The sequence below is a fragment of the Flectobacillus roseus genome, from assembly GCF_030056595.1.
GTDB classification, from domain to species: domain Bacteria; phylum Bacteroidota; class Bacteroidia; order Cytophagales; family Spirosomataceae; genus Flectobacillus; species Flectobacillus roseus.
This window is the reverse complement of sequence record NZ_JASHIF010000002.1, coordinates 767,776-793,850: the sequence shown is the minus strand read 5'-3', so window position 1 is coordinate 793,850 and position 26,075 is coordinate 767,776. Positions and strand designations below refer to the sequence as shown.

At 37.9% G+C, this 26,075-nt stretch carries 17 protein-coding genes; 8 read left to right on the top strand and 9 right to left on the bottom strand.

Going from position 1 to position 26,075, the window contains the following annotated elements; translation table 11 throughout:
* The first annotated feature begins 4 nt into the window (after positions 1–4).
* The gene (locus tag QM524_RS03440; protein WP_283343499.1) at positions 5–3,208 is read left to right on the top strand and encodes a SusC/RagA family TonB-linked outer membrane protein; all 3,204 of its coding nucleotides are present in this window, start codon (positions 5–7) and stop codon (positions 3,206–3,208) included.
* Positions 3,209–3,246: 38 nt separating this feature from the next.
* Positions 3,247–5,070, top strand: coding sequence for a RagB/SusD family nutrient uptake outer membrane protein (locus QM524_RS03435; RefSeq protein ID WP_283343498.1), 1,824 nt, complete (start codon positions 3,247–3,249; stop codon positions 5,068–5,070).
* Between the two features lie 373 nt (positions 5,071–5,443).
* On the opposite strand, the gene QM524_RS03430 is transcribed toward QM524_RS03435, so the two are convergent.
* From QM524_RS03430 to QM524_RS03415, 4 genes are all read right to left on the bottom strand, one after another.
* The gene (locus QM524_RS03430; protein WP_283343497.1) at positions 5,444–5,983 is read right to left on the bottom strand and encodes an SRPBCC family protein; all 540 of its coding nucleotides are present in this window, start codon (positions 5,981–5,983) and stop codon (positions 5,444–5,446) included.
* 256 nt (positions 5,984–6,239) lie between these two features.
* The gene (locus QM524_RS03425) at positions 6,240–6,794 is read right to left on the bottom strand and encodes a hypothetical protein (RefSeq protein ID WP_283343496.1); all 555 of its coding nucleotides are present in this window, start codon (positions 6,792–6,794) and stop codon (positions 6,240–6,242) included.
* Positions 6,795–6,887: 93 nt separating this feature from the next.
* Entirely contained in the window at positions 6,888–8,648 is a 1,761-nt protein-coding gene (locus tag QM524_RS03420) for an Ig-like domain repeat protein (protein ID WP_283343495.1), read from the bottom strand.
* 199 nt (positions 8,649–8,847) lie between these two features.
* Entirely contained in the window at positions 8,848–11,673 is a 2,826-nt protein-coding gene (locus QM524_RS03415; protein ID WP_283343494.1) for a TonB-dependent receptor, read from the bottom strand.
* Positions 11,674–12,062: 389 nt separating this feature from the next.
* Between QM524_RS03415 and QM524_RS03410 the strand changes: the two genes are divergently transcribed.
* The 3 genes from QM524_RS03410 (at position 12,063) to QM524_RS03400 (ending at position 15,019) form a co-directional block, all read left to right on the top strand.
* Positions 12,063–12,827 carry a TerC family protein gene (locus QM524_RS03410; RefSeq protein ID WP_095163671.1) on the top strand — a complete coding sequence of 255 codons (765 nt, stop codon included), beginning with the start codon at positions 12,063–12,065 and terminating at the stop codon, positions 12,825–12,827.
* Positions 12,828–13,226: 399 nt separating this feature from the next.
* A complete protein-coding gene (gene fucP, locus QM524_RS03405; RefSeq protein ID WP_283343493.1) occupies positions 13,227–14,504 on the top strand; it encodes an L-fucose:H+ symporter permease in 1,278 nt (425 codons plus the stop codon).
* A gap of 164 nt (positions 14,505–14,668) precedes the next feature.
* Positions 14,669–15,019, top strand: a complete 351-nt coding sequence (locus QM524_RS03400; RefSeq protein ID WP_283343492.1) for an L-rhamnose mutarotase — start codon at positions 14,669–14,671, stop codon at positions 15,017–15,019.
* Positions 15,020–15,293: 274 nt separating this feature from the next.
* Here QM524_RS03400 and QM524_RS03395 read toward each other — a convergent pair whose 3' ends face one another.
* Positions 15,294–15,920, bottom strand: a complete 627-nt coding sequence (locus QM524_RS03395) for a chloramphenicol acetyltransferase (RefSeq protein ID WP_283343491.1) — start codon at positions 15,918–15,920, stop codon at positions 15,294–15,296.
* Positions 15,921–16,075: 155 nt separating this feature from the next.
* Between QM524_RS03395 and QM524_RS03390 the strand changes: the two genes are divergently transcribed.
* Positions 16,076–16,642, top strand: coding sequence for a Crp/Fnr family transcriptional regulator (locus QM524_RS03390; RefSeq protein ID WP_283343490.1), 567 nt, complete (start codon positions 16,076–16,078; stop codon positions 16,640–16,642).
* A 297-nt stretch (positions 16,643–16,939) separates the two neighbouring features.
* Here the strand turns inward: QM524_RS03390 and thiD are convergent, their stop codons facing one another.
* The 4 genes from thiD to QM524_RS03370 form a co-directional block, all read right to left on the bottom strand.
* Positions 16,940–17,734 carry a bifunctional hydroxymethylpyrimidine kinase/phosphomethylpyrimidine kinase gene (gene thiD / locus QM524_RS03385; protein ID WP_283343489.1) on the bottom strand — a complete coding sequence of 265 codons (795 nt, stop codon included), beginning with the start codon at positions 17,732–17,734 and terminating at the stop codon, positions 16,940–16,942.
* 241 nt (positions 17,735–17,975) lie between these two features.
* A complete protein-coding gene (locus QM524_RS03380; RefSeq protein ID WP_283343488.1) occupies positions 17,976–18,503 on the bottom strand; it encodes a hypothetical protein in 528 nt (175 codons plus the stop codon).
* 267 nt (positions 18,504–18,770) lie between these two features.
* Positions 18,771–19,925 carry a TIGR03364 family FAD-dependent oxidoreductase gene (locus tag QM524_RS03375; protein WP_283343487.1) on the bottom strand — a complete coding sequence of 385 codons (1,155 nt, stop codon included), beginning with the start codon at positions 19,923–19,925 and terminating at the stop codon, positions 18,771–18,773.
* A gap of 300 nt (positions 19,926–20,225) precedes the next feature.
* The gene (locus QM524_RS03370) at positions 20,226–20,966 is read right to left on the bottom strand and encodes an HAD family hydrolase (protein ID WP_283343486.1); all 741 of its coding nucleotides are present in this window, start codon (positions 20,964–20,966) and stop codon (positions 20,226–20,228) included.
* A gap of 258 nt (positions 20,967–21,224) precedes the next feature.
* On the opposite strand from QM524_RS03370, the gene QM524_RS03365 reads away from it, so the two are divergent.
* Both QM524_RS03365 and QM524_RS03360 read left to right on the top strand, forming a co-directional pair.
* Positions 21,225–22,520 (top strand): DUF5690 family protein, encoded by a 1,296-nt coding sequence (locus tag QM524_RS03365; protein WP_283343485.1) that lies wholly within the window; start codon positions 21,225–21,227, stop codon positions 22,518–22,520.
* 281 nt (positions 22,521–22,801) lie between these two features.
* A complete protein-coding gene (locus tag QM524_RS03360) occupies positions 22,802–26,065 on the top strand; it encodes a SusC/RagA family TonB-linked outer membrane protein (protein ID WP_283343484.1) in 3,264 nt (1,087 codons plus the stop codon).
* Positions 26,066–26,075 lie beyond the last annotated feature (10 nt).

Genomic DNA, 26,075 nt, shown 5'->3' with positions numbered 1-26,075 from the left:
ATCCATGAAATATATCAAAAATCCATTCGCAGCAATTCCCAAAGTGACCCTCATGACACTGACGGTTTATGGGACTATGCTTGCACATTTCGATGCTGTTGCACAGGAAAAAAAGCCCACGGAGGTGGTAAAAGTACATGTGCAATACAAAACCCAAATTAACGGGGTAGTTCTTAGCACTGCTACAGGAAAACCTGTACTTGGGGCTCGAGTTTTTTACAAAAACATGACCTCTACAATCACTGGAGAGGATGGTAAGTTTACGTTGACAGTTCCAAGTTCGTCTGTAGCGGTCAACGTGGAATGCCCAGGTTTTGCCTCTGTCGAGATACCTGTGGCAAAAAGATCCAAGTTTAACGTGTACCTGCAAGATGTATTGGGAACAGAGAGTAATATCACCCTCCCAACGGGTACTATTTCTGAGCAACGTTCTTTGGGAGCAGTCGCTTCCTCTGCTGCGGCAGAAGCATGGTCTCAGCTTACCGAATCTGCGGATACCTATATGCAAGGTAGAATCGCAGGCTTGAATAGCACACGCTTCTCAGGGTCAACTAATATTGGTTCGTTTTTCACGATTCGTGGTTACAACTCTCTTCAAGCAAGCAATCGTCCTTTGATTGTGGTTGACAACGTTATTTATGATTCTGGTATTTACGGAAACTCCTTAAATAGCAATTATTTCGACAACCCTTTGAGCTATATCGACATCAGAGATATTAGCAATATTTCGGTTTTGAAAGATGCTTCAGCAGCGGCATTATACGGTACGAAAGGTGCGAATGGTGTAATCATGATTACGACCTCTAGAGCTAAAGAATTAGGAACTAAAATCGACTTTGCACTTTACGGAGGCGTCAATATGGCTCCAAAAGGCTTGCCAGTAATGGGCGTAAATGGCTACAAAAGCTATCTTTCCGATTTGTTGTCAAGTCAGGGATTGAATAGCAATCAGATTTCGGCATTGCCATATATGAATGATAATATTTCAAACTCTGAATATTACACCTATCATAATAATACCGATTGGCAAAAGAAAGTATATGCAAGTAGCCCGTTAACCAATATGTTTTTGAAGGTAACAGGCGGTGATAACATTGCCAAATATGCCCTTTCTGTCAACTATTTGAGTAATAAAAATGGCGTAATTGGTTCGACTCTAGAGAAATACAGCACTCGTTTCAATGCTGACATGAACCTGAGCCGTAAACTAACTGCTGCTGCCAATTTGAGTTTTGCCTACAACGAAGCCGAAACTAAGGATTTTGGATTTGCTTCTAAAACTAACCCAATTTATCTAGCATTGGTAAAGGCTCCATTTTTGACGGACTATCGTGTATCATCTCAAGGGATTTTTTCTCCTGATTATGCAGATCATGATGTTTTCAATGTTGGCAACCCGATTGTAGCGGCTAAAAACACTTTGGGAGGCAATAAAGCATATCGCTTTTTTGGAGTATTAGATTTCAAATATGCTGTGAATGACAACTTAAAAATAGGAACTAATATTGCTGTTACTTTTGACAAAATCAAAGAAAACAGATTCATTCCTAATTATGGTTTAGTAGCTGACACTTTGAAAAACACTTTGGCTCTCAACCAGCTGAGCTCACAAACCAAACGCCTTTTCAATATTTCAAATGAAACTTTTGTGAGTTATGATAAAACTTTCAAAAATGTTCATGAATTATCGGCTCGTTTAGGGGTAAGATTTATCAGTTCACGAGTAGAACAAGATAAGTTATTGGCATATAACTCTGCTACTGACCAATTGATTAGTGTTGGAAATGGATTGGTATTGTACAACAATATTGAAGGAGGAATTGGAACGTATAACTGGCTGAATACCTATGGCTCGGTAAACTACTCCTATTCTGACAAATATTTCTTGGGCTTGAACGTAGGAATGGATGCTTCTTCAAGATTTGGAAAAGAAGCTTCAACCTTCAAAGTGGGAGGAACTCCAATCGCTATTATGCCATCGCTTTCAGCAGCATGGTTGCTTTCAGCTGAGCCATTTTTAGCTAATGGTCCATTTGATTTATTAAAACTTCGTGGTTCGATTGGTCGAGTTGGAAATGATGACATTGGTAACTATTCTTCAAAACAGTTTTACGTAGGTCAAAACCTTTTGGGTTTACAAGGATTGGTTCGCGGAAATATTGCGAATCCAAGTTTGAAATGGGAAACTGTGGCGAAATCTAACTTAGGCTTAGATCTAGCTGTGTTGAAAGAAAGAATCAGTTTGAGTGTGGATGTTTTCCAAAACAAAACCTCAGATATGATTGTAGCTGAAGTGCTTCCTACAACGGCTGGTTTGGGATATGCCTTAACGAATAGCGGCGCTATGACGACCAAAGGTTTTGAGGCGAGCATCAATTTCAAGGTTTTAAACAAATCTTCAGTAAAATGGGATTTGGGCGTAAACCTTGCACACGCCAAGTCTACAATCGACCAATTACCTAACGGCAACGCTGACATCGTTACTAATATCGGAGCTGGAAATATTGTTACTCGTGTAGGCGATGCTCCCAACTCTTTCTTCGGAATCATCTACAAAGGAGTATATGCAACTGATGCTGAAGCAGCTGCTGAAGGTTTACAAACTCGTTTACCAGATGGAACACTTCGTGCTTTCCAAGGCGGTGATGCAAGATTCGCTGACCTAAACGGTGATAAAATTATCGATGATAAAGACCGTACCATTTTAGGTAATCCAAATCCTACAATTTATGGTGGTATCACCAACAGAGTTGTGTACAAAAACTGGACTTTGGATGCTTTGGTAAGTTTTGTTTCTGGTAATGATGTGTACAACTACACTCGTCGCAACATCGAGTCGGGAGACTCTTACAACAACCAATCACGTGCTGTGGAAGGTCGTTGGAGAGGCAATGGTCAGGTGACAAATATCCCAAGAGCTACCTATGGCGACCCATTGCAAAATAGCCGTTTCTCAAGTAGGTGGATTGAAGATGGTTCTTATATCCGTCTTCGCTCGGTGGGCTTATCGTACAATTTCAATGTTGACAAGGGTATTATAAAATACTTAACGGTGTATGCTAATGCCAACAATGTACTGACATTCACCAAATACTTGGGTTATGACCCTGAGTTTAGTGCTACCAATTCTGTGATTGGTCAGGGAGTTGACAATACGCTTGAACCGATTCAAAAATCTTTCAATTTGGGCGTGAAACTCGGTTTGTAGCCTTAATATCTTTCGGGAAAATTTTAATTTGACAAAAAATGAAATCAACGATAAGAAAAATAACGCTGAACATTGGACTAGCTACTGGTGTGCTTTTGGGTATGTCAGGTTGTCAGAAAATGTTCGATTTGGCACCAGAGGAAGCATTAAGTACCAAACAGATGTATCGTGACATTTATGATGCAGATGCTGCCATTATTGGTCTTTATGGTAAATTCTCTACTCTAGCAAAACAATATGTAATTCTCAATGAATTGCGTGGAGATTTGTTGGATGTAACAACCAATGCTGACTTGTCTTTACGAGAAATCAATGCTCATGCCGTTTCTGAAACCAACGAATATGCCAACCCTAGAGCCTATTATGAGGTAATTTTGAACTGTAATGATATTTTGAAAAACTTCAAAATCATGCTAGATCAAAACAAAATCAAACGCGCAGAATATTACCAACGTTCGGCGGATGTATTGGCTCTTCGTAGTTGGATTTATCTTCAGTTGGGTATCCACTATGGTAGCGTCCCATACGTGACTGAAAGTGTAGAAACAGTAGATGATGTTAAAGCTTTGGCAACGAAATCTCGTTTGCCATTGGCAGAAATTGTTAAACAGTTAATTAAAGAATTAGAAGCTATTCCTTCTAGCTACCTCGACCCGTACACCTTGGATAACACGCTGGTTTCGGCCAACGTGGATGGATATTCTCCGACAACTTTCTTCATTGAAAAACACTTGTTGTTGGGAGATTTATACCTTTGGGATCAGCAATATACCAAGGCGGCATCGATGTACAAGTATATCATGACAACCTCTGACCGTTTGGGTTTTGAAGCAACAGATATAAATGTTTGGTATCATTTGTACAAAATTACAAGAGGTCAAATTTCTTCAGGAATGGGTCCTATCGCCGTAAGTTACAACTCTGATATCAACGATATCAATAACTTATTGGATAACAATACAACTGGCTGGCGCTCAATTTTTGCACGTGACCGTTCGAATACCAACTACAACAGTACCTCAAACACTTCGAGTATTTCTCGTGATCCTGAGTGGTTATGGTTGTTGCCGTTCGACAGTAAGTTTTTACCAGAAAATCCTTTTGTAGAATTGTTCTCAAATGTTGGAGGAAAATATTTATTACAACCCTCAAAAGCGGCAATTGATTATTGGAATGGACAAACACAAACCAACAATTTTGCTTACGATGCACGTGGCGTAATGTCTTACAAAAACATCAATGGCAATCCAGTCGTGTTCAAATATTTGTACAATTTTATGAACCCAAACTCTTCTGGCTCTATTTACTCATTAGTTGGAAAAAGTTTGCAAGAGAAAAACGGACGTTGGTTTTTGAACCGTGCTGCCAATGTACACTTAAAATTTGCTGAAGCTGCCAACCGTGATGGTCGTCGTAAGTTGGCTTATGCCTTGGTGAACGCAGGCGTTGCGAGCACGTACAACAATACTGCCATCTCGGACAAAACCAACTTGATGAATACATTCGATTCACCTCCGTATGATTTTGATGCTCGTAATGGCGACGCTCCTACTCGCTATCGCTCATCATGGCACTTGGCAACAGGGATTCGTGGACGTGCGATGGTCAAAAGTAATACCGTAGAAGGTGACAGTACTTTGGCTATTGAAAACTCTATCATTCAAGAAGGCGCTTTGGAATTAGCATTTGAAGGACACCGTTGGGGAGATTTGGTTCGTGTGGCTCTCAGAAGAAATGACCCTTCATTTCTAGCAAATAAGGTTTACGATAAACTTCGCAAATCGAATAATCCAAATGCAGAAGCTGTTAGATCTCGATTGATGAACAAGGATAATTGGTTTCTTCCATTCAAAATTCAGTAGTTGTTGATTGTTATTCGTTAACAGTATATCTGTTAGTTTGGAATGCATAATAACTACTAGTTGAAAGGCTCAATATTATTTACATCTAAACCTAATTACCAACCCTAAATAAAAAGCCCCCATTCACGTAATGTGCTTGGGGGTATTTTTTTTGAGTACTGTTTTGCCTAGTCCAAGTCTAAGTCTTGAACTAGTAATCTATTACCTTTCCGCCCTTGTTGGTGTTTTTCACCAACAAGACTCGCGTCAGCAAATCGCCCAACTTAACTATCTTCAAAATAATCAGTTAAGACACCAAACTCTTGATGTTCATATGGTTTGTTGCTAACTCAAAACTCGTTGGAGATAACTCCAACGAGGGCAAAATGCAATATCATTTCTCAAAAATCTCTTTCAAATTATGTAGCCCCGTTGCCAAATCTCCACCAATTTTTTTATCCATTCTTAAAAAAACTAAGAGCAAATTGAACGGGTATTTCATTTTGCCATGAAATTGCCAGTAGACTTTGGTTTGAGATTCTCCACTATTTTTGACGATCATCTGGGCGGTAGCCTCTCCTTTGAAGGGTTTCAAAAACCGTAATTCTGAAACAATTTTTACATTTTCTTCTATTTCCAAAATCTCTTGTTCTCCACTCCCTACATTCTTCATAGGACTATCCCATGCCGATACAAAACCCACTTGACCATCGGAGCCTTTGTAGGTTTTGGTCATATTGGGGTCCATTTTGGCCCAAACAGAAAAGTGGTCTTGATTTTTGAGCAATTTCAGATACGAAAAAACCGATTCAAGGGGTTTTTGTATGATTACCGAGCGAGAAACGGTGTATTCGGTTTTCATCAACAAAGCAAGACCTAGCCAAAGTGCAAAGAAACTGGCCACGCCAATCAGGATAGTAGTTAAGGTTTCCATAAAGCAATTAACATTTTGGTGAAAAGCTATAATACAATCAAAAGAGGTTTGAGGTTATGCCTATTTACTCGGTTAGCATAACAATGCTTAAATTGATTATTTTAAATTATATCTCAAAGCAAAATTCTTATTTTTTATACCTTCCACAAAACCAGAAAGGTCATGATGATTACCATGACCTTTGCTTATTTGCACCAATATGAAAATCCATTTGGACTTTCCCCCACCAGAGGTGAGGGAATTGCCCTTACATAATTTATTTAATAGTAAAGTTTCCAACACTCACCCACGTATGGGTAGGTTTGTCATATTTTAAAGTACTATCTGGCCATTGAATGTATTGATTCATGCCCAAATACTCCTCTATATTTCCTCTTTCAATTAATTTATTAAAAAGAAATTGCCCTTTTTCTTTTACCTCCTCCTCTTTCATGTGTGGGGTATTTACAATTTCTTCAAACTCAGTAATCTTATGTGTTTCTGGGTCTAATTTCATTTTCCCTAATACACCTCTTCGGTACACTGGACTCGACCCTACTGGTCTAATCATAAAAAAGTAAGCATATCCATTATCGGCCTCGAAGTAATTTTGTAGATAAAAACTAGGTAAACTTTTGATGTAGAAAGGTCTGTATTTAGCATCAAACTTGGTTTGATTATTGGAATATGGCGCAGGAACATAAACATAGGTAATCATATCTGTCAGTAAAGAATCTCTTTCACTTTCAGAGAAATACTGTAAAGGCTCTTTCTTGGAACCGCATTGTGTGAAGAATAGAAGGATAAATGTGAAGGCAAATAAATGTTTCATATTGGTTTTTGTTTAAATCATCCCGAGTCAAAGTGTTTGACTCGGGATGTACTTTATTATTTTTCAGAAATTTGAATCTTTCTTAATTCCAAATTATTTGATATAAACAACTGATTGTGGAGTAAATTCAGTCCAACCTGCTGTCCAATCTGTATCTTTGAATGCACCAACGTAGTCAGTTTTGTCAAAGAATGAAGGAAGAGTTGAAGGCAAATTGAAACCGATTAATGTTTCAGCTGTACCAGTTGTCAAAGTAAATGTAGGACGACCAGTAGACCACAATGTTGTGCTGATACCAGTTTTAGAGAAATCAGTCAAGATTTTGTTACCTGATTGAGCCTTGAACCAGTCAGTTGGAGTCTGAGTACCAATCAAAATTGCAGGAGCAGCAGTAGTTTGTTCTGTATCAGATACTGGGAAACCTTTAGGGTTTGTAGCAGCACCAGTTCCCCAGTTGTTAGTACCCCAGTTAGCAACACCAGCCAATACGATGTTTTGCAATACGATGTCACCTTTTGCGGCGTTACCTTTTGCATCACCTCTTTGGCTATCGATATAGATACCGAAAGGATAACCTGTGAAGAATGAGTTATAGATTTTCAATTTGTTGTTACGACGCAATTGAGCACCATTTTGGAACAAAGTAGAGATTGAAGTCTCAGCATTTCCTTTAGCACCGATGATTGACATGTTAGCAAAAATCGCTGAAGTATAAGGCGTGTTATTTGAACCGTTAGCATCGTTGTCAACTTCGAAACCGTTAGAACCTGATTGGTCAGCTTGAGTAGTACCACGAATACCGATACCGTATTGAACATAACCTGAGAAACCGTTATCGTTATCAAAGTCATCATCCAAGCCTTTGTAAGCTACTAAGTGTTTACAGTTTACTGTACCACCAAACCACTCGAAAGAGTCATCCAAACCAAATGATGCCTGAACGTAGTCGATTGTAGTTCCGTTACCTACAGAACCCATTGTCAAAGAGTTAACCTCTTGGTTCGGGTTGATTGGAACACCAGCGTATTCGATACGAACATATTTCAATGAACCAGAGTTATCTGCTGCATCTGAACCACCGTGGAAACCACCGTAACCACCTTCTAATTGTCTGTCGTTACCGTTATCTGGCAAGTTGTTTGGAGCTTTACCACAAATGATAATACCACCCCAGTCACCAGCTTCACGTTCACCTACGCTTCTTTCTGAAGTAAATACGATAGGGTTTGTAGCAGTTCCGTTTGCGATTAATTTAGAGCCACGTTGAACCAACAAAGCACCCTTAGTAGCACGGTCACCAATAACTACTGTACCAGCAGGGATAGTCAATGTAGCCGTTTTAGTGATACTTCCGAAAGTAGTTTCTTCACCTACTCTAACAAAACCAACCAATTTGTAGATTTTTGTAGCATCCCAAGTGATATTACCTTCTAATGTACCTTTTACCTCAACAATAGTTTTTGGTGGAACAGCAGTAACAGTAACTGGTAAAGTTGTCAAAGTTGAGTTTTGGTTTTTCATATCAGTTACCAAAACTGTAAAGTTTACTACTGAGTTTGCAGAAAGGTTGTCGATTTGGTAATCTTTTGCGTACTCGAAAGTTTTCTCTCCATTTTTTGTTACTACATCAAACGCAGCACCGTTTTTCAATACAGTGATAGTTTTGATACCTTCTGGAGCGTTGATAGAAGCTTTCAATTGAACTGTAGTACCAGGAGTACCAGCCAAGTTAGAAGCCACAGTTAAAGTTGGAGCTGGTCCAATTTCTTCGTCTTTTTTACAAGCGTTTGTCAAAACAGCCATTGAGAGCATTAAGGCAAATACCTTAACTGCATTCATTTTGAAGAGTCTCATTTTTGGTAAAATTAATTGTTTAAAATTGAATGATTTATAATGGCAAACAAGTAATGCCGCCAGTGTTTCAAAAGGGCATACCACCAATATCTAGGGAAAGAAGGTAAGAATGCCAGAAAAAAAATTCGAACTTTTGCTATCGGTACTCAGGTAAAAAACTCATATCTCCTCCTGAATACCGATAGTTTACAGCCGATTACTATTTAATTGTATAAACTACACCCAGTGAGTAAACACTGCCTGGTTTGTAAGATTGAATAATCTGGTCTTCGTTTTTATCAAACTTATTATCCTGATTTCCATCTTGTAAGATGTAATTTGTCTGGTTTAGGATGTCGGTAATACCACCTTTGATGATCAAGTTTTTACCAATACCTTTTGAGAAAGTTAAGTCAACAACATTTCTTGGCATTTCGTACCAGTCTGGATAGGCAAATCCGTAGTTGTTACCTACTGCATAGATACGTTTTCCGATTACGTTGAATAACAAGTTTACTTGTAAATTCTTCTTGGTATCGTTGTAATTCAAACCTGCATTGATGATGTAAGGTGATTGACCTTGCAAAGGACGATTATCAGATTGAGTAGACGCTGTAGAAGGATTCAACGACACACGGCTATGAATAAACGCAGCGTTAAACACTAAGTTAAGTTTTTGAATAAATGGAGATTTTGACACATTTTCCAATGATTTTCTTGCCTCTAATTCAATACCTGCACTGTATGCACTCTTGGCGTTATCAAAACTCAAGTTAGGGTTTGAACCACTAGCAAATACAACCTCGATTGGAGTTTCGAAGTATTTGTAAAATGCGGCAATACTCAATACTTCTGCTGGTGTAGGATAGTACTCATATCTGAAATCCACATTGTGAATATTAGCATTCTTCAACTGAGGATTACCTGAAATATTACGATTGTTTACGAAATCATAGAATGAAAACGGTGCAACTTCTCTAAACTCAGGACGGTTGATGGTTTTTCCGTATGCTAGACGCAACAAAGCTTTTTCAGAAAAGTTATACGTCATGTTTACAGATGGAAGCAATGATGTCTGGGTATTATTATAATTCAATGGTGCGCCTACTAAGTCAAATGAATTCAATTTCTGCGCGTTGTTTTCTACTCTCAAACCTGCAATTACGTTGAATTTCTTCGTTAAAGAATAGTTTCCTGAGATATACGCAGCGTACAAATGGTTGTTAGCGGTGTAAGAGTCATTAGGGTTGGTTTGTTCGTCTATTTTTACACCATTGGTACTGTTGATATTTTGTGGGGCGAAAATTTCCTCGATAGGTAAATTACCAATGTTGAATAACGAACTGTTAGCTTGTACGTAAGCTAAGTTACGAGCTTTAAAGGTACGTTCTTTACTTTCGGCATAAACACCTGCCTTCAACTCTAGCTCTTTGTTCTCTTCTGCTTTAGCACCTTTTTGCAAGATAACTTTTTGTACCAAATTCACTCCTCCAGTGATAGCATTTTCGTCCATGATAATATTGGTACGACCTAAGTTGAAGGTTTGAGCCGCTCCTTGTGGTACTAACAAATTTCTTTGTCCGTTCGACACATTATATCTAAAACGCTTGTAATCAGGCTGATCACGGAAAGATTGATTATAACCAACAACCCAGTCAACTTGTGTATTCTTATTATTGAATTGGTGCTTACCAACCAATTGTCCAGTATAAATACCACGGTAGATTTGATCAAATGAACGGATATTCCAATCTGTACCGTTGTCGAAACCAAGACGATCTACAAACTGAGAATTACTCATTTGGTTAAACAAGTTCTTGAATTCAATCGTATGGTTTTCACCAAATTTCACTGCCCAGTTGTGCATTACGCCCAAACGAATAGCATTGCTGTATTGCGTATCTTGAAAGTTAAAAATCGGGTCTGGCTCTCCAGTACTCTGAATACGGCTATATCCGTAATCGTTGCGAGCCATATTATAAAGCGTTCTTGTATTTGAGTAGTTGATCGCCGTAATATTACCAATTCTGTATTTTTCTTTTTCAATTTTGAATGCACCTGTCAAAGTAAATCTCAGATCAGGTAAGGCTGTAGATTGAACAGGAGTCCAGTTGTTTTTAAGAGATTGACCAATTTGTTGCAAACGAGTTGGGTTTGCACTAATCAACTCTTGACGGTTAGCTGGGAAGAATTTTGGTAAATCGCTGTAACCATCGTTGAAACCTGTCCAGTAACTTGAACCATGTTGTGGAGAAAAGAAGTTTTTTCCAGTTGTACCATCTCTGTAACCTCCTCCAAAATCAATGGTAATACTATTTTGTTCAGGAATTGATTTTGTAAAAATTTTCACAACACCCCCTGCAAATTCGCCAGGAAGTTCAGCAGCAGGGCTTTTGAATACCAAAATACGGTCAATTTGGTTAGAAGGAATGATATCAAATGAAAATGATCTAACGTCAGTCTCCATAGATGGCGTAAACGTGTTATTCAACATTACACTGTTGTAACGCTCGTTTAGACCTCTAATATTGATAAATCTGTCTCCAAAAATCGTTACACCAGGTACACGTTTCACTACCTCAGCAGCGTTACGGTCAAGTGTTTTTCCGATTTGAGCAGAAGAAATACCACTTACGATTTGTTGTGCTGCCTTAATTTCTGAAATTACTGAAATTTCGGTGTTTGTAAGTTTCTGTCCAACAACCTTTACCTCGCTTAAGGTTGAGCCTTCTTCTTGAAGTAAAACATTTACTTCTGTTACCTTCTCAGCTAAAACTTGAACCTTCTCAATCACCTTAACATTAAAACCAACAAACGAAACCTTCAACGTGTATGTACCAACTGGAACTCTATTCAAGGAAAAGAATCCATTGATATCAGCCGCAGCCCCTTTGTTTTGTCCTTCAATGATTACGGTTGCTCCTACAAGATCCTCTTTGGTAACGGCGTCTTTGATGGTACCACGAATAGTACCAAATTGTTGGGCAAGCGAAAAAGTAAAACTAGATAAGAATAACAGTGCAGTAAAAAGTAATTTGTGCCTCATATTGGAATTGATTAAGAAACGATTTTGGGTTGAGTGGTTTATTCCTGCGTTTCTATTTGAATGATGGCACAAAAGTAAGTCGGTCATTTAACCGCAATATTACCTACCGATTAAACATAATTGAACTTATTATTACGGATATATTATCAATATTAAATAAATGTCAAGCCAATTGAGTGAACAGGGAAACTCATTTATCAGCTCTTAAAATTCGCTTTGAACGTTAGGACTTGATAATAACTTACAAAAGTCTGAAAACAAACTACAAAAACCCTAGAAAGTGGCATCATCCGTTTGCATCAATTATTTACCGTTAAAAAGAAAATACCTTTTCAGGGCATTTTTAGACCTCTTTATCCCTAAATTTGAAAAAAAATTAAACAGACAAAATGGAATTATTGCATCACATCCTTGGAGATGATTTAGGAAAAGCATTTTTGATTATTGGAAACCTTGTACTAATTGAAAGCTTATTATCAGTAGATAACGCCGCTGTTTTGGCAACCATGGTGATGGACTTGCCTAAAGAACAAAGAGAAAAAGCCTTAAAATATGGTATCATTGGAGCCTACATATTCCGTGGTATTTGCTTATTGTTTGCGGCTATGCTCGTGAAAGTTTGGTGGTTAAAACCTCTAGGCGGACTCTATCTCTTGTATTTGTGCTATGATTATTTCAAAACAGAGAAAACTCCGGAGCATGAGGATGATACCTTAAATAAAAAAGAAAATTGGGTTTATAAACATACCATCGGTCGCTTCGGTATCTTCTGGTCAACTGTTATCATGGTCGAAGTGATGGATTTGGCATTTTCGATTGATAACGTCTTTGCTGCAGTAGCCTTTACAGATAACATCTATCTTATTTGGATTGGGGTATTTATCGGAATTTTGGCAATGCGATTTGTAGCTCAGGCATTTGTACGCTTGATGGAGCGATATCCTTTCCTCGAAACTTCGGCTTTTGTAGTAATTGGTGTGCTAGGATTAAAATTGGCGCTTTCAGCCGTATGTCATTTGTACCCAGACAATGCATTCTGTCATTTTATGGAAGGCGAAACTGCCGATTCTTATATTTCTATATTGACTGTAGCCATTTTTGCGATTCCGATCATTACTTCTTCTGTGTTTAATTTCCCTAAACATGAAAAGTAAAAGTTGAGTCATCTTTAATTTAGCGATTGAGTGATTATTTTTAATAGGTATTTTACTAGTAGAGACGCAATAATTGCGTCTTAATAATTATCATTTGAAAAATAGTATCAAACATGATTCATCCCGAATTATCGGATTGGGGTTATTCTTCAAGTTTTCAACAAAAAAGCGGTCGGAAAATATTTTCCGACCGCTTTTTTGTTGCTACCATACTAGATTTCACTCGGTTTTAGACGCAATCATTGCGTCTCTAATGCTAGTATAACAATTTTAACATAATCACTCATTCGCTAAATCACTCAATCGCTAAATTAAGGAATGCCTCATATTTCCACGTTATGAGTATTTTTTTAAAAAATTGACTTTTGACAACAGTTAAATAACTTAAATCAAACATTTATGGCATTGCCCAAGTCAAACGAAACAACGAAATCCTATTTAATCCCTTTTATATTAATAACAGTATTATTTTTTCTGTGGGGATTTGCACACAATCTCAACCCAATTTTGATTCCACATCTAAAGAAAGCTTGTCAACTTACCGACCTTCAGTCAGCCTTTATTGATTCTGCCTTTTTTGTTGGATATTTTGTGATGGCCATACCAGCGGGTTTGGTGATGAACAAATACGGTTATAAATCAGGAATCATTCTTGGTCTTTTGATTTTTGCTGGAGGAGCATTTTTATTTTACCCAGCCGCAGGAACACGCACGTATGGCTTATTCCTTTTTGCATTGTTTATCATCGCCAGTGGTTTGACATTCCTCGAAACGGCAGCAAATCCTTACGTAACAGTTTTGGGTGATGAGCATACAGCGACGCAGCGATTAAATTTATCTCAATCCTTCAATGGTTTGGCGGCTTCATTGGCGCCATTAGCCGGTAAGTTCTTTATTTTGACTGACACAACCATTTCAGAAGAGCAGTTAAAGACTATGTCGAGCAGCGAGATAGATGCACTTTTGACACACGAAGCACAAAGCGTTCAAATCCCATATATCGTTATTGGATTAGTGGTTTTGAGCGTGGCTGCGATTTTATGGAAAACGAATTTACCAGAAATCAAAGAAAGTTCAGACGAAAATAGCGCAACAGAAAAAGGCAGTATTTTCAAGCAAACCAACTTAATGTTGGGCGTTTTGGCGCAATTCTTTTATGTTGGAGCACAGGTTTGTGTATCGAGTTTCTTTATTCGTTTCTTGGGTAAAACAGCAGGAATTGGAGAAAAAGAAGCTGCTGGCTATTTGGCTTTTGCCTTATTGTGTTTCATGTTAGGACGCTTTTTGGGTACATTCTTGATGAAATATATTGCCCCAAATCGTTTGTTGGCAGTTTATAGTATTTTCAATATTGGTCTTTTGGCTGTTGCCATTATGATTGGTGGATTTACCTCTATCTATGCATTGATTGGCGTTGAGTTCTTCATGTCGATTATGTTCCCAACAATTTTCTCCTTGAGTATTCAGGGTTTAGGTTCTCAAACCAAATTGGGTTCATCTTTAGTGATTATGTCGATTGTTGGAGGCGCTATTTTCCCTGTAATCATGGGACGTATTTCTGATATTAGCTCAATTCAAACAGCTTACATCGTTCCATTGGCATGTTTTGTTGTAGTGCTTTTCTTTGCGTTGAAAACAAAATCATCGAAGGGTGCCATTGCAAATGTAGGACACTAATAATTGTAGATTTGGGATGTTTGATTTTGGATTTAAAATTTTCCAAGAACGATCTTAAAAATCTGAGATTAAAATTCAAGCTTAGGTACAGACCAAATTAATAATAAACTTTTGACTACTTTACACGATTTGTCGTCGTGTTGACAAACATAAAATAGTAAAACATGAATAAGAGATTTGCCTTGGCGCTTGATTTAGTGAACGATGAGCAGTTGATAGCTGAGTACGAAAAATATCATGAAGCGGTTTGGCCAGAAATATTGCAAAGTATTGCTGGTGCTGGAATTACCCAAATGGAAATTTATCGTCTGGGCAACCGCCTGTTTATGATCATTGAAGTGGATGATTCTTTTTCATTCGAAAGAAAAGGACAAATGGATGCCGAAAATCGCAAAGTTCAAGAATGGGAAAAATTGATGTGGAAATATCAAGATGCATTACCCATGGCACAACCTGGCGAAAAATGGTTGCTCATGGACAAGATTTTTGATTTGAAGGCGCAGTTATCTCAATAATCGAAAATCATTTTATTTTACAAAAAACGAGTCATGCCTAATTGAGTGAATCGTGATTATTTTAAGTAATTGAGGTGCAAGAGTTGAGTATTAAAGCAATTTAGGCTCATCATATTAGTAACATTAAGGCGTTCGAAAGTAGTTTTTCGAACGCCTTTTTTGATACTATCTTTCAAATAGTACCTCAGTCGATGAAATTATTACGTCTCCACAACAGTAATATAATCAGTCAATTTGGGATGCCCCATAATAGTTGGCGAACAACCTGCATGCGCTAAAACTCATTCATCAAATCCTGAAAACGGTCGACATATAATCCAACATGATAACCATCAACCAAGGCATGATGCACATGAATAGAAACACTCATGCTTTTTTGCCCATCTATTTCGGTCATTTTACCAAAAGATATTTTCGGACAGCTATCTGGAAAAGAAAAACTTCTTGCATGAGATATTGACGTAAAATCAAGCCAAGGAATGGCAGAGTAATGAATCACGTTTTCGCCCGAGACAGCAGGCATTAATCCAGTAGTACTATGAACTCTAGCAATTTCATTCTTCGCGTTTTGATAAAACTGTTCTTCTGACTCATCATAATAAACATGCCCAAATCCAAAAGTACCATTAGGACGGCTAATAGTTGGAGAAGCGTTTATAACGTCGAAGCAGTAAGGATTTTGGTCAATGATTCGATATCTAAAATTTTCTATTTCATTGGCTGCTTTTAAGGAACGGTACAAGTAATACCAGAAAAAAGATTGTCCCTTTTCTTTGGCATTTTGATAGGCAATAGTGCAGTCTATTTTTACAGTTACCCCGTAAAATGGCTCTTCAAATTTTGAGAAAAAAAGGTAGTGTTCCTTTCTATCCCACTCCTCAAGATTAATCAATTGTTTCATAGATTTTTGACTTTTCAGTTAATTAGAAAACTTCATTTGAACCAAAGTTGATGCTCATAGCTCCTTCCGTTCGGTCTTTTCTCTTAACTTTGTTTTTCTTCTGCAAAAATCTAAAGAAGCAAATACATTAAAAAGGACATTTGTCCCAAGGCAAGATGTTACGAACTAATCAAAAGTTTTTAGATTTCATACAAGGCATATACGATAGTCCACGAAATCAGAATCATATTTTTCAAAAATCTTTTCAAAAAGGGCAAAAACTACTTTTCCAGCACCAAACCACTCCTAATGTTCTCCTGATTCAAAGTGGTATTACAAAATGTTTTTTTAACGAAGAAAATGATAAAGAATTTATTGTAGAGTTTTTGGGAAAAGGTGAAATCGTTGGAGAAATTGAGAGTATCAGACAGATGCCTTGTTTGTGTAGCGTAGAAGCTATCACCGATGTTTCAGCACTTGTGATTCCTAGTGCTTATTTTCAAGAATTATTGGGGCAAGATTTACAACTAAACAAATTATTACTTGAAGCCTTTGCCGAAAGAATTGTGAATACATCAAGTAGGGCAGCGTTTCAACAATTATACACGGTAGAACACAGTCTATCAAAGCTACTGGAACTTCAACAAAAGCAAGAAATTCAACTTTCAAAGGAAGAAATGGCGGCCTATTTGGGTATTTCGGTAAGGAGTCTTAATCGGAGTTTAAAAAGTATGAAGTTGTAAAACTGAGGTTTTCTACATTTCGGGTTGTATTGAATAAGTAATTCTTTGAATGAACCTATTTGCTAACAGCAGAAACTCAATAATTGCGACCGAAGTTAAGTCATATCTCACAGGACATTCAACAAAAAAGCGGTCGAAAATTATTTTTCGACCGCTTTTTTGATGAATACTTACTAGATTTTACTCGGCTTAAGACGCAATCATTGCGTCTCTACTGCTAGAAGACAAATTTTAAAATAATCACTCACTCGCTCAATCACCACTCACTCAATTAAAAATGCGTGATATTTATCCTCATCAAATATGCTTCAAAGGGCCATTTCCTCCTCCTAACTGATAATCTTTTCCTCCTTCGATAGACTTTATGACGTACTCGGTTGCTCGTTCGACTGCGTATTCTACACTAAATCCTTGTGCTAAGTTTACTGCGATCGCCGACGATAATGTGCAACCTGTTCCGTGAGTATTGTTTGAATTTACCTTTTTATGATCTAAAAAGAAGATTTCCCCAGTAGATTTGACCAGACAATCTGACAATACTTCCTCTTCCAAATGACCGCCTTTTAGCAAAACACTTTTAGCGCCAAATTTCAAAAGCTCCTTAGCAGCTTCAGGCATTTGGTCTTTTTCTTTGATTTCTTTGCCTAATAACCAACTAGCTTCTGTAAGGTTGGGTGTTAGCACAGTGACTAAAGGAAAAAGTTGCTCTATCATCAATTGTATACCTTCGTCGTCCAGTAATGGATGTCCGCTCGATGATAAAAACACAGGATCGAGTACGATTGGGATTTTAGGAAACTGACTTAATATATCGATGACTTCTTTTACAATCTCAAATCGGTGAAGCATACCGATTTTGATAGCAAGAGGTTTTATATCTGTTAAAATTGCCTCTACCTGTTCTCTTACTGCCTGTGCTAGAACAGGATAAATACCACTCACTCCTAGGGTATTTTGAACTGTAATGGCAGTAATCGCTGTACAGGCGTAACCACCCAGTGCTGCAATGGTAATCAAATCTGCCTGAATTCCTGCGCCAGAGGATGGGTCAGAACCAGCAATGCTTAAAACAGGAAAGTACGTTTTCTTCATAACAACAAATATACAAATTGCCTACACAGCATAAGACACAATCTTCATACTAATTGTTTCCGATGGTTTTACTTTCTAGGAAAATTTATTTTTGTTGTCGCTATTTTACTAATTCTTGTGTAAGAGGTGATTAGAATATCCCTTATTTGGGACAAATAGATTGCATTGTTTCGAGCGTCTTATCTTGATTTTTGAATCTGTAACCTCATAAGCTAGTTTTATAACCTGCGATTCCAAGACCTTAAAGTGGAAGCATATTCTTCGAAGCTACCTGAACAAATAGTGCTGAGATGAGAGGAAGTTTTTTAAAATTAGTAGGCTGAAACAAATCCATACGCCAATCAAGTCTTTCTATGACTGCTATTAATTGAGGGTTAGAGGAAAAACTCTTTTTGATATTATGCCTTGTCAAAGGTTTTACTTCGCCATAGGCGCCATCGCTGAAGTAATAAGAAAAAGAACTTAAATCTGTAGCATTTTGTACTCTGTAAACCCAAAGTCCTTCTGTCGAAACGACTTCATAAGTTCTATTTTCTGTAAAACGCCATTGTCTTCCGTTTAATTTATACCCGAAGGCATTTTCGGAAGAGTATATGGTTTTGGAACCCTGATTTTTTAAACTAACAGTAGCAAATCGCTCGTGAATTTTTGAGTTTTCTGGTCTAAAGGCTTTATTCTCAATGAAATCCGCAGCTGTCAAAAAGACACCATCTTGGGCTTGAGAGGCAAGCGATATGAGTAAAAAAAGTAGCGTATAAAATTGATTCATGGTTCTCAAATTTGTTTTCACAAAGGTGAAAATCCAAACTCAACCCATGATTAACGAAAGATTAATTGAATATTAAATGAGATTTGAAAATCGGAAGACTTGGTAATGATTTGGTAATATTGAGTAAAAACGTTACCAGTTACGGGTATATACGATTATTGGTAATTTTGATGTAGCGCAACCCTTGCGGTTGCCACGTCGAATGTTTCAATCGCAAGGGTTGCACTACATCAAACGAATTTAGGGAATTGAATCTTTTGGTATTACCTACTGAGAAAAAACCTCCTTAATCCTCTTTTCTGCATAGCCAGGTGAAGTAGTCATACCCTTCCCTCCGATTCCTGTGGCAATATAAATTTTGTTATCAAGTTGATGCTCATAGATACCCCCATCAGCCGTTTGCGAATAATATCCAGCCCAATAATTTTGAATATTCCAATTAGGAAGTTTCATAATACGCTGTGCTTCTTTTAGTATCAACTGGTTGATGTCCATATCAATACCAAAATCAAGCGTGGCATTTTCATTTACCCCTGCATACTCATGCGAATCACCAATGATAATCGAACCATTGAAAGCTTGTTTAAATAGAATATGAATTCCCCAAGCGTTATAAGGCTTTTGCCACTCTGGTTGTGAAATTTGAGGATATGAAGCACAAGATTTGAAACTATCATACCGACGAATACTTAGTCCTGACAAGATATTACCTTTTATTTGAACATCTTTCAAAGGATAGGTCGACATCATATTGAGCTTGCTTACCTTCATGCCACTGTTTTCAAACAAGGTTGGAAACAAAGCTTTGAAATCTCGACCATTACAAATGGCGACTTTCTCTGCATAAAATTTCTCTCCTTTAGCACTCACGACTTCACAGATTCCATTTTTGATTTGACAGTCTACGATGGTAGTATTATTTACAAAATCCAAATTCCATTTTTTGATGAGAATTTCACGCACACGGTGCACCATCGTTCGGGGTTCTACAGAAAATTCATTCGGAAAAAATAACCCTAGCTTGTAATACTCGTTTTGTAACATGGGCATACGCTCGAAACAAACTTTTCTGTTCATGAGCTCACAAGCATATCCTCTGATTTTGAATAATGCACGTGCCTCCTCCAACAACTTTGCCTCATCATCATCCGAAGCAAAATAGTACGAACCATTTTTGCGGGCAGTTATATCCGTCAAATCTTGTAAACTTTGGTAAATTTCCAAAGAACGACGACCATATTCAAACCAAGTATCAAGCGCTTGACCAGAGGGTACTACTTGTCCAAAATTTCTCACCGTGGCTTCCATCGGCTCTGAGTCTTTTTCAATCATCAGTACCGATTTACCCATTTGTAAAGCATGGTAGGCATGGAAAGTCCCAAGATTTCCTGCTCCTACTACAATCAAATCATATTTTTTCATTGGTTATAATTTTAGGGGCAATAGGAGTGTTGAATTGAGAATTAGTGCTGTACGAAGGATTTCAAACATTTGCAGATTGGGAATTTCTGCTTTCGGAAATAAAGTAAAGTACCTTTATTTTTTACAAAAAGAAGATTATACTTCCGAAATACAACACCCAATATCCGAAATAAACAGTTTTCATAATCCTTCGTGCAGTACAAGTTATGAATATAAAATACGGATAACCAAAATTTTACATTCACAATTCACCACTCACAATTCAGCATTAATACTTATCTGCCTCTCAAGTTTTCTCTATTACGATACGAGGCTCTTTTCTGAAATCTCTTCTATGATTGGTTTCAAGGCCAATAGATTTGGCAATAAGCCATCATTTCTATGGATATTTAATTGGCTACGTGTATGTGTACCGTTAGTTACACCCAAAGACAAACGTACACCAGCACGCAATCCTGACTTGAGGTCAGATGGAGTGTCTCCAATATTAATTACACGTTGTGGATCCTTTACACCTAATACCTCCATGGCTTTCTGAATCATGTACGGTTCTGGACGACCTTTAAGTACATCATCTGGCGTAATGGAAACATTGATTATGCCTGTTCCGTCACTTTTGTAATGTTGGTCAAGACCTTTGAGCCAGCCTAATTTTCCTAAGATAATATTGGCCACTTTTCTGTAGAAACCAGTTGTTAAAGCAATTTTTATATCTTGACTTTTCAGATATTCGAAGATTTCTAAGCATCCTTCAGTTGGGAAAATATCATGTTCCAGATAATGATCCTCCAAAATCGAGCAAAACTCTGTGTACGATATATCTACATACTCCGACAATTCTGGATGCTTTTCACCCAATAATTCTACCCACAACATCTCAAAAACTTGTCGCTTGGCATAACCTTGTAAGGCCAAAACTCGCTCAGGCGTTACACTCAATCCTGTACGGGCCGCCGCTTGCATAAAGCATACTTCTACCTCATGGCGGTCGGTAACTGTAGTTCCTGCCATATCAAAAACGACTAACTCAATAGGTTTCATAAGAGACGAATATTTTATTATTAACTAGAAACATCTATCAGAATGGCGGTGCCAAGTCTGTACTTCAAAGGTAACAAGAGTACTTTTAAGCAAATATTAAATGTCCGTTAAGCCTAATTAATAGACTGAATTACAAGAAGTTTTATTTGTATCCTTGCCAAAAAAAGTTCTTGGCTTGCCAGAAACTTTTTTGATAGTCAATTTGATCAATCACCTGAACTTTCGTCACATAATACTTTATTAAATATCTCATTTTTCATGCGTGCGAGTTTACAATCATTATTAAAAAAGAGTTCTCCTTTATTTAGAGGTATATTTTTGGGTACTATGGCTTTTAGTACTTACTTCTGTATGTATGCCTTTCGTAAGCCATTTTCAGCAGCAACATATTCAGATTTGACCTTGTGGGGTATCGACTACAAAATTGTATTGGTAGTGGCGCAGGTATTGGGCTATGCTACTGCCAAAGGTATGGGTATAAAAGTCGTGGCAGAGGTAAAGCCACATCAAAGAATGCTGTATATCATAGGAATGATCTTGTACGCTGAAATTTGTCTTTTGTTATTTGCCCTTGTACCTGCCCCCGACAACTGGATGTTTATGTATCTCAATGGTTTGGGCTTAGGAATGATTTTCGGTTTGGTTTTTAGTTATTTAGAAGGTCGCAGAATCACGGATTTATTAGGTGCAGGCTTAGCGGTTAGTTTTATCGTTTCTTCAGGTATTATTAAATCAGTATCCAGATGGGCTTTATCTTTTGGTATAGATGAGTTTTGGATGCCATTTGTGGTTGGGCTTTGCTTTTTCCCAGCGCTAATAATATCTGTTTGGTGCATGAATTTGGTACCTAAACCCGACGAACAGGACAAATTGGAACGTGTAGAAAGAGTGCCGATGTTTGCCAAACAACGTCGAAAATTCATGAAAAAATATGGGTTAGGTATGGTCTTATTGGTCAGTATCTATGTTTTGATGACCATTTTTAGGGATATACGAGACAACTTTGGAGTAGAGATTTGGCAGGAATTAGGTGTGACTGACATTAAGATTTTCTCAGAAACCGAAATCCTGATTGGTATCGCCATTAGTCTTATGACGGGCGTAGCATTCTTAATCAAAAATCATAAAAATGCGCTATGGTTCAACCATGGATTGATTTTCGGAGGTTGCATACTTATGCTATTGGGTACTTTATTGTACAATGGAGGCTCGATTACAGGATACTGGTGGATGGTCTGGAACGGACTCGGGCTGTATATGGTTTATGTACCTTTTAATGGAATATTGTTCGACAGACTATTAGCAGCGCTCAATGAGCGTGGTAACGTTGGATTCCTATTTTACACCGCAGATTTTTGTGGATATTTAGGAAGTGTTTTTGTATTACTTATTAAGAATTTCGGGAAAAATCCTATTTCTTGGCTCGATTTACTCAATGCTTTTGCCCAACTTTTACCAACACTTTGCATAGTATTAGTAGTCTCATCTTACTTTTATTTCAATCAAATTTTTCAACAAAAGACAAAATCAGGCTTGCGTTTCTTGGGGGCTTAAACTCCAAGAAACAGCAATTAATTGCCGATTTTCTCAATTTTATCTACGCTTAATACTTTACTAACACAAACAGCGAATATAGCACATATTACACCTCTAAAGTTTAATCAAGCTTAATACTAGCTTGAAGGTAAGGTTATTTTTTGATTGTAGGTTTGCATCGTTTTTCAAAAGGAAATTTCAGCGAATCCTTGGTTTTGTCCTAACCCATAAAACTCAAATCCCTAGATTCGTTTTACCCAATTTCTTTCCTCTATCACAAAACAAAACACACAAATCAAATGAAAAAACTTTTACCCATGCTAGGGAGGTTCCAACGTAATTTTACGTGGTTTATGACTTCAATGTTTGTCCCAGTTTTAGTGCTTTGTTGCTCAATGACTACAAGCGGACAAATCTCTGGTAAAGTAAGTGCTGCAGACGACAACTCTCCACTTCCAGGAGTTTCGGTTCGTGTAAAAGGTAGCGAAAAAGGTAGTTCAACTAGCGCAGATGGTGGCTACAAAATCAATGCAAAACCATCTGATGTTTTGGTTTTCAGTTTTATTGGTTACGCTTCACAAGAAATTGCAGTAGGCAACAAAACAACCATCAATGTTAGCCTAGCACAAGAATCTAAGATGCTCCAAGAGGTTGTTACGACAGCTTTGGGTATTTCGAAAGATAAAAGAACGCTTACCAACTCTATCCAATCCGTTCAAGGCGTTGAGTTGATCAAGGCTCGTGAACCAAATGCTATCAACTCATTGAGTGGTAAAGTAGCAGGTTTGACAGTTGGTGCTTCCTCAGAAATTTTGGGTCGTCCAAACTTAGTGTTGCGCGGTAATACCGATCTTCTATTTATCGTAGATGGTGTACCTATCAACTCTGATACTTGGAATATTTCGGCAGATGATATTGAAACTTATTCGGTATTGAAAGGGCCAAACGCGGCAGCTTTGTATGGTTTCCGTGGTAAAAATGGTGCAATTTTGATTACAACGAAGAAAGGTTCTAAAGATAAACGTGGTTTTTCCGTTGAGTTTAACTCTTCAACGATGGTAGAAAGTGGCTTCAACGCTATTCCGAAAGTTCAGGATTTGTATGGACCTGGAGACCACGGAGTTTATGAGTTCGTAGATGGTCGTGGTGGCGGTAAAAATGACGGCGACTACGACATCTGGGGACCAAAATTTGAAGGTCAATTGATTCCTCAGTACGACTCGCCAGTGGTAAACGGTGTTCGTCAAGGTACGCCTTGGATTGCTCGTGGTAAAAACAACTTGACTCGCTTCTTGCGAGATGGTTTGCAATCAAACAACAACATTGCCATTTCTTCAAGTACTGAAAAAGCTGACTTGCGTTTTTCATTGTCAAATAGCTACCAAAAAGGCATTGTGCCAAACACACAGTTGAATTCTATCAACTTCAACATGTCGGCAGGTGTTAATTTCTCGAAAAAACTTCGTTTGGAATCTAACATCAACTTCAACCGTCAGTCGACACCAAACGTACCAGATGTAAACTACGGACCAAACTCTTTGATTTACAACATGGTAATTTGGGGTGGTGCAGACTGGGATGTTGACCAATTGCGTAACTACTGGCAGCCTGGCAAAGAAGGTATCCAACAGATTTATGCTGAATACCAACGATACAACAACCCATATTTTGTAGCTTACGAATGGACAAGAGGTCATTACAAAAATGATATCTATGGTTATGCTTCATTGAACTACAAAATCAATGATAATTTCGAATTGACAGGTCGTACTTCAGTAACTTCTTATGATTTATTCAGAAATGAAAAATTACCATACTCTGCCACTACATACGGTCGTGAAGAAGCTAAAGGTGATTATCGTGAAGACAAACGTACTTTGTTTGAAAACAACACTGATATCTTGTTGAAATATAGCAAATTGTACAACAATGCCTTTGATGTGAAAGTATGGGCTGGTGCGAACATTCGTAGTTTTAGCTATCGCTCAAGTTTTGTAACGACTGACTATTTGAACACTCCGGGTGTGTACACTTTCGCAAACTCACTTCGTCCTGTGAAGGCTTATAGTTTTGCCTCAGATATGGAAGTACAAAGTGCTTATTACTCAGCTGACTTAGGATACAAAAGCTATATCAACTTATCTGCAACGGGTCGTGTTGACCACCTTTCTACTTTACCAAAAGGTAACAATACTTTCTTCTATCCATCTTTTGGTTTGAGTACTGTAATTTCCGATTATGTGACATTACCATCTGCTATCTCATTCTTGAAAGCACGTGCATCATATGCAAACGTAAAAGACGGTTTGACTCGCTCAACAATTGGTTCAACTCCTAGTGGCTCGTTCCCTGTAGGTTATGGTGTTGACTATGCTTCTTCTTATGATGGTCCAAGTTATGCCAACTCAGTAGGATATACTATCGCACCAGGCTATAATTTGCTACCTTCATCTTCATATTCTGACAAATTGGATAATGCAAGCTTAAAGCCGAATACTACTGAACAAATTGAAGCAGGTCTAGAGTTGAGTTTCTTGAAAAACAGACTTTCAGGTGAAGTTACTTACTTTGTCTCGAACGATGGTCCACGTATCTTCAACCGTGATTTGTCACAAACTACAGGATATACCAATGCTATTGTAAACGGTATTCGTACTCAAAAAACAGGTTGGGAAGTTTCGTTAAAAGCAACGCCAGTAAAGACTCAAGCTTTCAAATGGGATATCGTATTGAACTGGTCAACTTATAAAGAAGTATTGAAAGAAATCTACGGAAACATTTCTTCATTGCCTTCTAACTACTTTGTCAGCGGAAACCCTTCAAACATCAACCTAAACATTGGCGACAGAATCGATCCTGTAATTGTATCGGCTTATGCTCGTACTACTGATGGTAAAATCATCAACGATGCAGGTGGTCGTCCGATTGTTTTACCTCGCTCTACTTTCCAAGGTTATGCCAATCCAGACTGGGTTTATGGTATCAACAACAAGTTTAGTTACAAAAACTGGTCAATGAATATCCTATTAGACGGTCGTGTTGGTGGCGTAATCGAAGACTATATCCGTCGTCAGTCATTCCGTGGCGGACGTAATATCGAAACAGTTGAAGGTGCTTTGGGGGCTGCTCGTGAGCAAGATGTAAAAGGCATTAAATCTTACATTGGTGAGGGTGTAAAAATCGTAGAGGGTACACCAACTTATGACCCAACTACTGGTGCAATCACTAACATGAGCCAATTGAAGTTTGCTTCAAACGACATTAAGACATTCGTACAGGATTATATCAGCCGTTATTATTCAACCTCTGAAGGTAACATGATGAGTAAGACTTTCTCAAAAATTCGTGAGATTACGATTTCTTACAACGTTCCTGCTCAATTGTTGAACCGTACTCCATTCAAACAAGCATCTGTTTCATTTGTAGGTCGTAACCTATTCTACTTCGTAGATAGCAAACACTCAGGTGTAGACTTAGACCAATACACAGGTTTGAGTACAAGTACAGGTCTTCAAACGCCAACTATGAAGCGTTTCGGGGTAAATCTTAACCTAGTATTCTAAAATACTTGGA

Excerpts from the sequence above, each read along its gene's own strand:
- QM524_RS03430 (WP_283343497.1), bottom strand. The coding sequence starts at position 5,983 with ATGGAAACCTTAACTACTATCCTGATTGGCGTGGCCAGTTTCTTTGCA.
- thiD (WP_283343489.1), bottom strand. The coding sequence starts at position 17,734 with ATGAAGAAAACGTACTTTCCTGTTTTAAGCATTGCTGGTTCTGACCCA.
- QM524_RS03365 (WP_283343485.1), top strand. The coding sequence starts at position 21,225 with ATGCGTGCGAGTTTACAATCATTATTAAAAAAGAGTTCTCCTTTATTT.
- QM524_RS03420 (WP_283343495.1), bottom strand. The coding sequence starts at position 8,648 with ATGAGACTCTTCAAAATGAATGCAGTTAAGGTATTTGCCTTAATGCTC.
- QM524_RS03440 (WP_283343499.1), top strand. The coding sequence starts at position 5 with ATGAAATATATCAAAAATCCATTCGCAGCAATTCCCAAAGTGACCCTC.
- QM524_RS03435 (WP_283343498.1), top strand. The coding sequence starts at position 3,247 with ATGAAATCAACGATAAGAAAAATAACGCTGAACATTGGACTAGCTACT.
- QM524_RS03400 (WP_283343492.1), top strand. The coding sequence starts at position 14,669 with ATGAATAAGAGATTTGCCTTGGCGCTTGATTTAGTGAACGATGAGCAG.
- QM524_RS03360 (WP_283343484.1), top strand. The coding sequence starts at position 22,802 with ATGAAAAAACTTTTACCCATGCTAGGGAGGTTCCAACGTAATTTTACG.
- QM524_RS03425 (WP_283343496.1), bottom strand. The coding sequence starts at position 6,794 with ATGAAACATTTATTTGCCTTCACATTTATCCTTCTATTCTTCACACAA.
- QM524_RS03380 (WP_283343488.1), bottom strand. The coding sequence starts at position 18,503 with ATGAATCAATTTTATACGCTACTTTTTTTACTCATATCGCTTGCCTCT.
- QM524_RS03410 (WP_095163671.1), top strand. The coding sequence starts at position 12,063 with ATGGAATTATTGCATCACATCCTTGGAGATGATTTAGGAAAAGCATTT.
- QM524_RS03370 (WP_283343486.1), bottom strand. The coding sequence starts at position 20,966 with ATGAAACCTATTGAGTTAGTCGTTTTTGATATGGCAGGAACTACAGTT.
- QM524_RS03415 (WP_283343494.1), bottom strand. The coding sequence starts at position 11,673 with ATGAGGCACAAATTACTTTTTACTGCACTGTTATTCTTATCTAGTTTT.
- fucP (WP_283343493.1), top strand. The coding sequence starts at position 13,227 with ATGGCATTGCCCAAGTCAAACGAAACAACGAAATCCTATTTAATCCCT.
- QM524_RS03390 (WP_283343490.1), top strand. The coding sequence starts at position 16,076 with ATGTTACGAACTAATCAAAAGTTTTTAGATTTCATACAAGGCATATAC.
- QM524_RS03395 (WP_283343491.1), bottom strand. The coding sequence starts at position 15,920 with ATGAAACAATTGATTAATCTTGAGGAGTGGGATAGAAAGGAACACTAC.
- QM524_RS03375 (WP_283343487.1), bottom strand. The coding sequence starts at position 19,925 with ATGAAAAAATATGATTTGATTGTAGTAGGAGCAGGAAATCTTGGGACT.